Here is an 11166-nt window from a genome sequence, read left to right on the forward strand (position 1 = left end):
CAGATGACCGGGCCCTCCCGGCGCTCATCGAAGGTGAGAGGAGCGATTGCACTCGTCCGCGTTGCGGCGAGCATAGGCTTCCCCGGATGTTCCCGATCCCCCGGCGAGGGGCCTTCCGGGACCGCAGCGAGATCCGCTGGGGCCGCTCTACAGTGTGGGCTTAGGCCGCCGTCGCCTCCTCCGCCATGGTCCAGACCGGTCGGAGGGCATCCGCCTGCCGGCGGAGCCGGCCGCTGAGCTCCTCGAGCCGAACAAGCGATTCGGGAGTGAGGAACGAGCGAAGCGCAGGGAAGCAGGAAAAGGTGAAAGGGCAGGGGCATCCAGACGCCCCTTCCCCTCGTGCCTTCGCCCGGAGGCATACGCGAGGCCGCGTCCCTCCCGTTGGCCAGGCGGGCCGAAATCCATCCGGTTGGAGGAGGGGCTTTCGCCCCGAACCCCCGTCTTCGGTTACGGCTGAAGCCGCTCTTGTAGCCCGAATCTCCATCTTCGAGACGCCCAGGGTCGCGGCCCCTACAGGGGTTGATCTTTTGGTAGGAGGGACTTCAGCCCCGAACTCCCCTCTTCAAGACGACAAAGTCGCGGCCGAAGCCGCTCCTACATCCGGGGCTCATCAGGAGGGCGATCCGCCTGAGCCTCAGGCCTGCTGTTCCCGACGATGTCGGATGGCGCGGCCCGCTCCGCGGCCGGGAGCCACTGCCCCTTTCCCGGCGAACCGTCCGATAATAAGAAGGGAACCCGCCCTTCCACCCGGGAGGATGGGTCCCGATTCCGGGATCGGGAGGCGGAGGAATGACGGAGACCATGCGGGCTGTGGTCAAAGCGGCGCCGGGGCCGGGCCTGACGATGGCCCAGCGTCCGATCCCCACCCCCGGTCCGGGGGAGATCCTGGTGAACGTGAAGGCCGCCTCCATCTGCGGAACGGATCTCCACATTTATCGCTGGGACCCGTGGGCGCAGGGGCGGATCCGCCCGCCCCTGATCATCGGCCATGAGTTCTGCGGGGAGGTGGTCGAGACCGGTCCGGAGGTGGATGGGATCCGGGTAGGCGATTTCATCTCCGCCGAAAGCCACGTGGTCTGCGGCCGCTGCGATATGTGCCGCACCGGGAAAGGACACCTCTGCCGCAACACCCGCATTTTGGGGGTGGACCGCGACGGCGCCTTCGCGGACTTCATCGTCATCCCCGCCGAGAACGCCTGGGTGAATCCCCCCGATCTCCCCCTTGAGGTGGCGGTCCTCTTAGAGAACTTCGGCAATGCGGTGCACACCGCCTTCGCCGTGGACCTGCGGGCGCGCAAGGTGCTGGTGACCGGCTGCGGGCCGGTGGGCCTGATGACCATCGCCGTGGCCCGGGCCATCGGCGCCCGCATGATCATCGCCACCGACATCAGCCCCTACCGGCTGGAGCTGGCCCGACGGATGGGGGCGGACCACGTCCTCAATCCCCAGGAGATCGACGTTGTGGAGGCGATCCGGGATCTGGCGGGCGGGGAGGTGGACGTGTTGCTCGAGATGTCGGGCGCCCCATCGGCCATCCGCGAAGGCTTCGCGGTCCTCAAGCCGGGCGGCCAGGCGGCCCTGCTGGGGCTCCCGCCAGGCCCCATCGAGTTCGACCTGGCCAACATGGTGATCTTCAAAGGCGTGACGGTCCACGGCATCGTCGGGCGCCGTCTGTGGGAGACCTGGTATGAGATCCGGGGGCTGCTCAACTCCGGCGCCGTCGATCTGCGCCCGGTGGTCACCCACCGCTTCCGCTTGGAGGAGTTCGACCAGGCCTTCGCGACCATGGCCAGCGGCCGCAGCGGGAAAGTGATGCTGATCCCATAAGCCGATTCGGCGAAGGAGGGAACGCCATGTCCGCTCCGCATGCCACCGTCGACAAGCTGGCGTGGATCCGGGAGGAGCTGCAGGCTCTGCAGGAGCAGGGCCTCTACATCCACATCCGCACCATCCAGTCGGCCCAGGGGCCATGGCTGATCGTGGACGGCCGGCGCGTGCTGAACTTCTGCTCCAACAACTACCTGGGGCTGGCCAACCATCCGCGCATGCGGGAAGCAGCCCGCCAGGCCATTGAGAAATACGGCGTGGGGCCGGCCGCCGTGCGCACCATCGCCGGCACCCTGGACCTCCACCTGATCCTGGAGGAGAAGCTGGCCCGCTTCAAGGGGGTGGAGGCGGCCATCTCCTTCCAGTCGGGCTTCAACGCCAATCTGGCCACCATCCCCGCCCTGGTGGGGGAGGGCGACGCCATCTTCTCCGATGAGCTCAACCACGCCAGCATCATCGACGGCTGCCGCCTCTCTCGCGCCCGCATCATCCGCTACGCCCACAACGATCCCAACGACCTGGAGGCAAAAATCCAAGAGAACCTGGGGACCTTCCGGCGGGGCCTGATCGTCACCGACGGCGTCTTCTCCATGGACGGCGACATCGCCCCTCTGCCGGAGATCGTGGAGATCGCCGAGCGCTACAACTTGATGCTGATGGTGGACGACGCCCATGGCGAGGGGGTGCTGGGCCGGGGCGGCCGGGGGATCGTGGACCACTTCGGCCTCCACGGGCGGGTGGACATCGAGGTGGGGACCCTCTCGAAGGCCTTCGGGGTGGTGGGCGGCTACGTGGCCGGGCGCCGGGAGATCGTGGAATGGCTACGCCAGCGGGGCCGTCCCTTCCTGTTCTCCAGCGCCATGACCGCTGCCGACACCGCCGCCTGCATCGCCGCCGTGGAGATCCTGGAGGAGTCCACGGAGCTGGTGGACCAACTCTGGGAGAACACCCGCTACTTCAAAGCGGAGATGCGCCGCCTGGGCTTCGACCTGGGTCAAAGCGTGACCCCCATCACCCCGGTCATGCTGGGGGATGCCCATCTGGCGCAGACCTTCAGCCGCCGGCTTTTCGAGGAGGGGGTCTTCGCCCAGGCCATCGGCTATCCCACCGTGCCCCGGGGCAAGGCCCGCATCCGGGTGATGATCTCCGCCGCCCACCGCCGGGAGGACCTGGATCGCGGGCTCGAGGCCTTCGCCCAAGTGGGGCGGGAGCTGGGGGTGATCCACTAACCCGGAGGGGGCGGCGAAACCGTTGCGTATCCCGCCCCCCACCGTTTTGCGCTTTCCCGGGTCGCTCCTGATGAGCAGGAGGCGATCAACACGAGCGGAGGGATGGGATGCTGCGGTCGGGCGGGATGGATCGACCCCTCTTCCTGATCGAGGATCCGATCCGGGGTCCCCCTCTGGCTCAGGCCCTCGCTGCCCCCCTCGGGGAGCCGGTTCACCCTCTGCACCCTTCCCAAACGATCCCCGCCATCCCCGGCGATTTCTTGATCGCCGCTGAACTGCCTGGCCGATGCAGCCTGGAGCTGGGCGGGAAGCTGGTCCAGAGCGCCGCCGGCCACTGCGTCCTGCTCTGGAGCCCTTCCTCGTCAGATCTCTATCTGTGGGTTGCCCACCTCCTCGGGTTCGCCGGATATCTGGACTGCGCAGCCTCCTGGGCGGAGAACCTCCGCTGGCTGCAGGCCTTCCGCGCAGGGCAGGAGGCGTGGCCCCCTGCCCTGCGCGCCCGGGCGGATCGCTTCGAGGCCGCCATTGGCGATCGTCTCCGCCAGCTGCGGCCAGAGGAGGCCTGGCGGCTCGCCGACCTAGTGGTTTGTCAGGTTTGTTTTTGTGGCTGGAGATTACCAACATGATGAGCGCAGAGACTCACAAAAGCACGATTGACAAACCACTAGCCCGTCCCCTGCCCTGGAAGATGCGAGCCGCCCGCTGGGGGATGAGCCGGGAGGGCGCTCGACGCCCGCCCTGCTCCTGGCCCTGGAGGTTCTCCCCCAGCAGAGACAATCCCACAGGCCCTGATCCATGATCTTCCTCTGAACTCGGTGGAAGGAGACGCCTTCAAATCGTTTGTAAAAAAGCGCGGCGAGGTTAGAGGAGGGTCGGGCACGACGGGCGCAGTGGGCCCACAGAGGACGAAGCGACGCTGAAGGAGTCCGCCGGACCCGCCGGCGCATTGGTAGGCAGGCCGGTGGGCCCGGGATCCGTGATGGACGGAAGGTTCATCCCAAGGCCATCCGCCGGGTGGATCGCGATCCGCAACTGACCGGTCGGCGAGGGCGTTCTCCGCTGGTGCTCCGGAGGGATGTCGGTCGGACCCAGGGGGAGCGTTGGAATGGTGTGCTGCGCGATCGGCGGAACGCCTGGACCCGCCCAGATGAGCCAAAGCTGGAAAGCCTTGCAATCACACCGGGGCCCATTCCTACGCTCCGGCACTCAAAGGCATAGCCATCAACAGATCCTTCCATACCAGTAGTAACTCGCGCACGATGCGGAGTAATCGGGCAATGATGTATAATACTCAGCGGGTGGCACCGACATCAAGCCCTGTAAAACGGTCCGGGTCCCCGCCTTCCGATCATAAACACCTGAAGCGACCTCATTGGTGCTGACATGAGTGCAGCTGAAACAGGAATTCCATTTCCGATCCTGGATCTGGCAGGTCCCCATATAGCAATGCCAGATTCGAGTTTCGACATAGACATAGTAAAGTGGAGTGCTCATCGATCCCCCAATGCCGTAAGCATGCAGAATGCCATTATCCCAACCGGTGGTTCCCGCTTTGCCGACATAACCGATCCCTGGGGCGTAAACATACCACAGCATCTCCGCTCTCACCGTTCCGGATGTTATCCCGGCAATCAGGAAGGCCACCCAGATTCCTGTCAACCGTCGAAGGCTCGCGGATCGCATCCTCTACCTCCCTTCGAAAGTCCGGAGGGCTTCCTGATACTGGGCCCGGATCTCGTAAACGCCTTGAATCGCCATCTGAAGCCGATGGAACAGCAGCCGCAGCTCCCCCTCCGAGTCCAGGCGGCCGATCGCCTTCCCGCCTCCGTGATACAGCGGACGAGCTATGCCGGCGGGCGCCTGGAATTCCCGCGATTCCCAGAAGTGTCCTGCCTCCCGCACGATCGCGATGTCCCGGGGATCCCCCTCCATCACCTCATAGACCATGACATACTCCAGCGATCCCATGGGGATCACCCCCTCCTCCGGGAGCCGCAGCCGCTTCAACCCCAGCACCGGCGCCACCTCATCCTGATCCACCCCCAGCACCACGATCACCACCCCCTCCCGGAACCGGGCCTGAAGCCACTTCTGATCCTCCGGGCGCATCCACCTCAGCGCCTCCCCATCCACGATCACCCCATCCAGCGGCCGCCCCATCGCCGCCAGCCGCAACGGAACCCAGCCCGAAAACCACGCCACCCCTTCGGCTCGAAGCGTCTCCATCGTCAGCAGCCCCCGGGCGAAGGGAAGCGGGCCCACAAAGGCCATGAAAGGCTCCCGCGGCAGCGCCGCCGCGTGGGCCGGCGAGGGCGTCAGGGCCGCCGGCACCCCCTCCCGCAACCCCAGGACCCCCAGACCCACCAGAACCCCCACAAACAGAAACCCCACCCCTCCCTTCATCCTTCCCGAGAACGCATGCCTGATCATTTCATCGCCTCCTTCACCACACCAGGAGTCCCTCGTCTGATTGTTCTCCTCGCCTCGCAGTTCCAAGAAGAAAGGATGCACCACCCGGCTTTTACCAGCACACGACTCCCCAGGCCCCGGCATTCGAAGGGGGAGGAGGTGTCTTGATCAAGTGTCTCCCCAGATTCGCCAGCTGGGTGGCCCTGAAGCTGTCCACCATGGTGCGCATCCACGACCGCTCAATACGCCCCCGGGAACTGGAACATTGCTCACTGTCCACTGACACGACCAGGAACTCCATCCCGATTGAGCGTGAGCACATCGTAGCCAAAATCAGAAATCCCAGGCGCCTCATCGCATCATCCCCTCATCGAGATGTAATCCACCCGATGCGCTGACACCGCTGCTCCGTCTCCACGGATAGGCGCAACGTCTCCCTCCGCTCCTCGACCATCACCGGCCCCCGGATCTCTTCATATTCCGTCCACCGGGCTTGTCCCTTCATCTCCGAACGCCCCAGCGCATACACCACCCACCCCGCCGGATCCACTCCCAGCACCCATACCCGCCGACCGCCATCCGGCACCTCCTCCACCCGCTCCCAGCGCTGAATCCAAGAGGGAACCTCCCCCCTGACCGGGAGCATCAGAAGGTCTGGCTCTGGAGTTGGGAAGGTCATCTGGCCCGTCAACCGGTAGCCTGAGGATTCCAGCCGCTCAACGATCGCCCGGGAGGGCAACCCCGTCTGCAACACCGAGGCCTTCGGACCCGACTGCTTTCGAAAACAGAGCGGGGGATCCGAATTGTAGAAGCTCCGCTCCTCCTCTTGGTCCGCCAGAGATTCATACCGGAGAAAGCCCCGAGGGTCTACTTCCCGTGTATAAACCTGCACCGGATAGCCGTCGGAGCCGGTGAGGACGACCCGCTCGACCCGATACTGCTGCTCCTGAACGGACTCAGGCCCGTCTGCGATCCGAATGCGAACCTGCGCCTCCTGACGCACCGTCCGCTGTGGGAATTCCGCCGCGTAACGGATGAAGGGGGGCGGCTCGAAAGATGTGGCAGATGAAGAGCCGGAGAGGAAAGCGCCGGAAGCGAGGGTGGCGATGGGATCCGGCGTTCGCGGCGGCTGGATGCGAAGGTCCGGCTGCTTCCATCCCCAAGGCTCAGTATAAGTCCCGCCAAGCCCGCCCCCAGAATCCAAAGACGCAACGCAAAAGACCCACGTTTCATTCTTCACCTCCTCCATCCAACTCATCTCCACGATAAAACCCCGGTCGTCCGCTGTCAATGCCCATTCTGCCAACTCCGGTTGGCATTTTGCCAACTCCTCCATCCCACCCCCCGCAGGCCCCTTACGGATGCGGTGAGGTCCCCGCTATATGGCTGCTTCCAAAACGGGCCGCCGCGAGGACCGCACAGGTCCATGCGGGCCCTCCCGCTCCTACGTCGGTCCGTTCTTGGACATCGGATCGTCCGCCAGCCGGCTTTTTCGGCGCCCAGGCCGGATTCGGTCGTCCCGCCCGGTGGTATCATGCCGATGAGGGTTCGGAGCAGGCTTCCGGCCTGGCCTTCAAGGGGATCGAGAAGCTTCCAGCGGAAAGATAGAGGTTCGGAAGATGTCATCCCATCCTGTCCATGATGCCATCGCGGTGCTGGACTTCGGCTCCCAGTATGCGCAGCTGATCGTCCGCCGCATCCGGGAGATCGGCGTCTACGCCGAGCTGTTCCCGTGGGACGCGGACCCCGCCGAGGTCCTCGCCCTGCGGCCGAAGGGCTTCGTCCTCTCGGGCGGTCCGGCCAGCGTCTACGAGCCCGGCGCTCCCTCGCTTCCCCCTTACGTCCTGGAGAGCGGCCGGCCGGTGCTGGGGATCTGCTACGGGATGCAGCTGCTGGCCCACGCCCTGGGTGGGCGGGTCGCCCCCGCCCCGGCCCGGGAATACGGTCGGGCGGAGGTGGAGATCCTGGAGCCGGAGGATCCCCTCTGGCACGGATTGCCCTCCCCCATGACCGTCTGGATGTCCCACGGGGACCGGGTGGAGGTCCTCCCGCCCGGCTTCCGGGCGATGGCCCGCTCCCCCAACGCCCCTTTCGCGGCCATCGGTGACCCGGCCCGCCGCCTCTACGGCGTGCAGTTCCACCCCGAGGTCGCCCACACCCCCCTGGGCCGGGAGCTGCTGCGCCGCTTCGCCGTGGCCCTGTGCGGCGGTCGGCCCACCTGGACCCCCCGGGCGATCGCCGAGGAGCAGATCGCGCGGATCCGGGAGCGGGTGGGCGGGGAACGCGTGCTCTGCGCCGTCTCGGGGGGCGTGGACTCCACGGTGACGGCGGTGCTGGTCCATCGGGCGGTGGGGGCGCAGCTGCAATGCCTCTTCGTGGACACCGGGCTGCTGCGCAAGGGGGAAGGGGAGGAGGTGGTGGCCGCCCTGCGGGCCCTGGGGCTGCCGGTGGCTGCGGTGAACGCCGCCGAGGCCTTCCTGGAGGCCCTGCGGGGGGTCACTGACCCCGAGGAGAAGCGGGTGCGGATCGGCCACACCTTCATCGCCGTCTTCGCCGAGCACGCCCGTCGGCTGGGCCCCTTCCGATTCCTGGCCCAGGGCACCCTCTACCCCGACGTCATCGAGAGCCGGGCGCCGGAGCGGCGGGCGGCCGCCCGGATCAAGACCCACCACAACGTCGGCGGGCTTCCCCCCGATCTCTCCTTCGAGCTCATTGAGCCCCTGCGGTATCTCTTCAAGGATGAGGTTCGCGCCCTGGGGGCGCATCTGGGGATCCCGGAGGCCCTGCTGCGCCGGCAGCCCTTCCCCGGCCCCGGGCTGGCCGTGCGCTGCGTCGGGGAGGTCACCTGGGAGCGGCTGGAACGGTTGCGGGCCGCCGACGCCATCGTGCAGGAGGAGCTGGCCCGCTCCGGATGGGCCGAGCGGGCCGCCCAGGCCTTCGCGGTGCTGCTGCCGGTGCGCAGCGTGGGCGTGATGGGGGACGCCCGGACCTACGAGGAGGTGGTGGTGGTGCGGGCGGTGGCCACCGAGGACTTCATGACCGCCAACTGGGTCCCCCTGCCCCACGAGCTGCTGGACCGCATCGCCACGCGGATCGTGAACGAGGTCCCCGGGGTGAACCGGGTGCTGTATGACATCACGAACAAACCCCCCGCCACCATCGAGTGGGAATGAGCAGCGCCCCGGAGGGATTTTCCGCTCATCGTCGTGACCCGCTCTCATCCCGAGGGCCCGCCTCCCCGCTGGGGCGCATCGTCGGACCAGCGGCATCGCTTATCCCGCCAGGGGGATGCTCTCACGCTTCTCCCACGCCCGCTCCTTAGGCCCCACGGGGATGCTAAAGAGGCGGGCCTGGAGGTTGCCCTCGCCCAACACAGCCAGGCGCACCTGGCCGCATCCCGGCGGCTGCTCCACGATCATCCAGAAGTGATACACCCCCAGGATGGGCTTCTCTTTGGCCCGCAGTTCCCAGTAAGGGGCCCGCTCCTCCTCGCCGAAGAATCCCAGCGTCACCGGCGTGACCTGCCCCACGTGCAGGTCTGCGCTGAGCTTGCCGAGCTGCGTCCCTACTATTCCAGCTTTTAACCCCAAGCCGGCCTCTACCCGAACGGTGGTCGGTCCGCCCTCATAGAGGCGCTGCGGATAGAGGTCCAGCAGACGGGGCTGGGCGCTGCTCCCCGGAGAGAAGAGGTAGGCCCGGCACCAGGCCTCGGTGTAGGCCCAGCCTGCCTCTCGCGCTTCCGGGAGAACGTCAAACTCGATGCCCAGCCGCACCAGGTAGAGCTTTCCCTGTGCCAGAGCGCCTGGCGGCAGTCCACTCGGGGCGGTCTGTAAATGGGCCGCCTCCTCCGGGGCCAGCAGACAGTAGCGGGGATAATGCACCCGCAGGACGCCCCGGGCCCTCTCCTCAACGTATCGTCGGATGGCAGCGGCCTTGTCCTCCGCCCGTTGCAACGCCGCCAGGTCCAGGCTTTTCTCTTCCGCCAGACGGCGCTCATCCCGGGCGGCCAGTTTTTCCAGCCCTTTGGCCGTCTCCTCCACCATCGCCTCCGGCGGGAGCAGAGGTTCTTCAAACCAGATTTCTTCGTTCACCTCATTACCTCCAATCGCCGATCAGGATGAAAGGAGCCCAGTAGTAAGGGTCTGAAGGATCGAAGTGCTCCGTAGGGGACAGGAGTTCTCCGTTGCGCAGCGCCAGGGTGGCCTGCCGCAGCGCGGTGGCTTTATCCGTCTTCTTGTGGCCGCCCTTGTCCCACAGCCGGCGGTAGAAATCCACCATCAGGGAAGCGGTGGTCCAAGCGTTCACCGACCACAGCCCCACCAGCAGCGAGGAGGCCCCGGCGTAGAGGAGCGCCTGGCTCAATCCGGCCAGTTCGTCCCCCGCCAGGCGACCGCTCAGCCCCGTCTCGCAGGCGCTCAGGGTGACCAGATCGGCGCGCAGGTGGAGTTCCATCCACTGGCGGGCGGTGAAGAGGCCATCGGCCAGCAGGACGCCGGAGCGCAGGGGGTCTTCCCGATCAAAGGAACCGTGACAAGAGAGATGGACCAGGCGCAAGGTCCGATCGCTCAGGACCTCCCGCAGCCGCTCGGCGGTGGCCTCCTGGTCCAGGAGCGCCTTCACCCCCATCTGTGCTGCCACCGACTGCGCCTCGCCCAGGAAGAGCTGTCGTTCCACCTGCCCCTGCTGCGTTGTGGGATCGGCGGGGGTGTAGCCCACCACGACCGCCTCCCCTTGGGCGATAGGCCCCCGCCGCCATTGTCGCTCCAGCAACCCCAGGGCGGGGATGTAGGAGAGGGCGTAGCGATCCAGGAGCGTTTCCCCCTCCCCGTTCAGCTCCAGGGCGTGGAGAGGCAGCAGGTGGAACAGGCTTTCAGGTGCAATCACCAGATGGGTGACGCCCTCCAGGTAAGGGAGCACGGGGGAGAGGAGGGGCCGGCCCAGGCCGCGCCAGCGGTGGGTGAGCGGCCGCCCTGCCTGAAGATGGCGGCGCCGGTTGAGCACCTCATCCGCATAGTTAGCAAGGTAAACATAGCGCAGTTCATCGGGGGCAAGAGACACCTCTACGCTTTGAGGGCGCTCCCATCCGGCCCGCAGGACGAAGAGCAGGATGCGCTCGCCGGTGGTGAAGAGGGAGAGCAGCGCCGTTTGAGGGCCGAGGGCTTCAGCCAGGCGGACCAGACCCTCCCAGGAGGGGCGATCGCCGCGGCGCAGGGCCACGTAGTCGGAGGCCTGGGAACCATAGCCCTCCATCTTTTGCCAGACGACCTGCAGTTGATCCACAAGGGCCTGCCGTTGTTGCAGGTGAGCCAAGCGGGTGACCCCCTCTTCGGCGGTCGCGGCCTGGCCGTGGCGGGACAGGGCGGCGGCGTCCAGGGCATTGAGGCGACTGGCCAGGGCGCGCTCTTGCGCCACCAGTTCGGCGGGGAGGACATCCGGGGCGGGAAGGTCGCCGCGGCTGAGCAGCGTCGTGAGGAGGCGGGATTTGGAGCCTTCGGCGATGGCGAAGGCCAGGGCCGGCCGTGCGGCGCGATGGCAGGCCTCCACCGCGCGGGCATAAAGGCCAGCCCACTCTTCTTGCAAGCCCAGTTGGGCAGCCACCGAGGCGGAGAGGAAGAAGCGATCGATCATTCCCAGCGCCTCCTGATAGGCGGCGATCGCCCGCTCCAAATTCGCCTCCCGATCCCGCACTTCCGCCAGACGC

The 11166-nt window shown here is 66.7% G+C and carries 8 protein-coding genes; 4 read left to right on the forward strand and 4 right to left on the reverse strand.

Annotated elements, in window-relative coordinates; all coding sequences use genetic code 11:
• Positions 1–789 precede the first annotated feature (789 nt).
• The 3 genes from tdh to CFB18_RS03140 all read left to right on the forward strand — a co-directional run bounded on the left by tdh (position 790) and on the right by CFB18_RS03140 (position 3682).
• Positions 790–1827 carry an L-threonine 3-dehydrogenase gene (gene tdh, locus CFB18_RS03130; protein WP_200808057.1) on the forward strand — a complete coding sequence of 346 codons (1038 nt, stop codon included), beginning with the start codon at positions 790–792 and terminating at the stop codon, positions 1825–1827.
• Positions 1828–1853: 26 nt separating this feature from the next.
• Entirely contained in the window at positions 1854–3056 is a 1203-nt protein-coding gene (locus CFB18_RS03135) for a glycine C-acetyltransferase (protein WP_088570352.1), read from the forward strand.
• Between the two features lie 107 nt (positions 3057–3163).
• On the forward strand, positions 3164–3682 hold the full coding sequence (locus tag CFB18_RS03140; RefSeq protein ID WP_088570353.1) for a hypothetical protein: 519 nt from the start codon (positions 3164–3166) through the stop codon (positions 3680–3682).
• A gap of 1060 nt (positions 3683–4742) precedes the next feature.
• Here CFB18_RS03140 and CFB18_RS03145 read toward each other — a convergent pair.
• Both CFB18_RS03145 and CFB18_RS03155 read right to left on the reverse strand, forming a co-directional pair.
• Positions 4743–5486 (reverse strand): hypothetical protein, encoded by a 744-nt coding sequence (locus CFB18_RS03145; RefSeq protein WP_088570354.1) that lies wholly within the window; start codon positions 5484–5486, stop codon positions 4743–4745.
• A 346-nt stretch (positions 5487–5832) separates the two neighbouring features.
• The gene (locus CFB18_RS03155; protein ID WP_088570356.1) at positions 5833–6714 is read right to left on the reverse strand and encodes a hypothetical protein; all 882 of its coding nucleotides are present in this window, start codon (positions 6712–6714) and stop codon (positions 5833–5835) included.
• 370 nt (positions 6715–7084) lie between these two features.
• Between CFB18_RS03155 and guaA the strand changes: the two genes are divergently transcribed.
• Positions 7085–8638, forward strand: coding sequence for a glutamine-hydrolyzing GMP synthase (guaA, locus tag CFB18_RS03160; RefSeq protein ID WP_088570357.1), 1554 nt, complete (start codon positions 7085–7087; stop codon positions 8636–8638).
• Positions 8639–8737: 99 nt separating this feature from the next.
• Here the strand turns inward: guaA and CFB18_RS03165 are convergent, their stop codons facing one another.
• Both CFB18_RS03165 and CFB18_RS03170 read right to left on the reverse strand, forming a co-directional pair.
• Positions 8738–9556, reverse strand: a complete 819-nt coding sequence (locus CFB18_RS03165) for a hypothetical protein (RefSeq protein ID WP_088570358.1) — start codon at positions 9554–9556, stop codon at positions 8738–8740.
• Between the two features lie 4 nt (positions 9557–9560).
• A partial coding sequence (locus CFB18_RS03170; RefSeq protein WP_234977004.1) for a CHAT domain-containing protein occupies positions 9561–11166 on the reverse strand: 1606 nt, incomplete at its 5' end.

The sequence above is a fragment of the Thermoflexus hugenholtzii JAD2 genome (assembly GCF_900187885.1).
GTDB classification, from domain to species: Bacteria; Chloroflexota; Anaerolineae; order Thermoflexales; family Thermoflexaceae; genus Thermoflexus; species Thermoflexus hugenholtzii.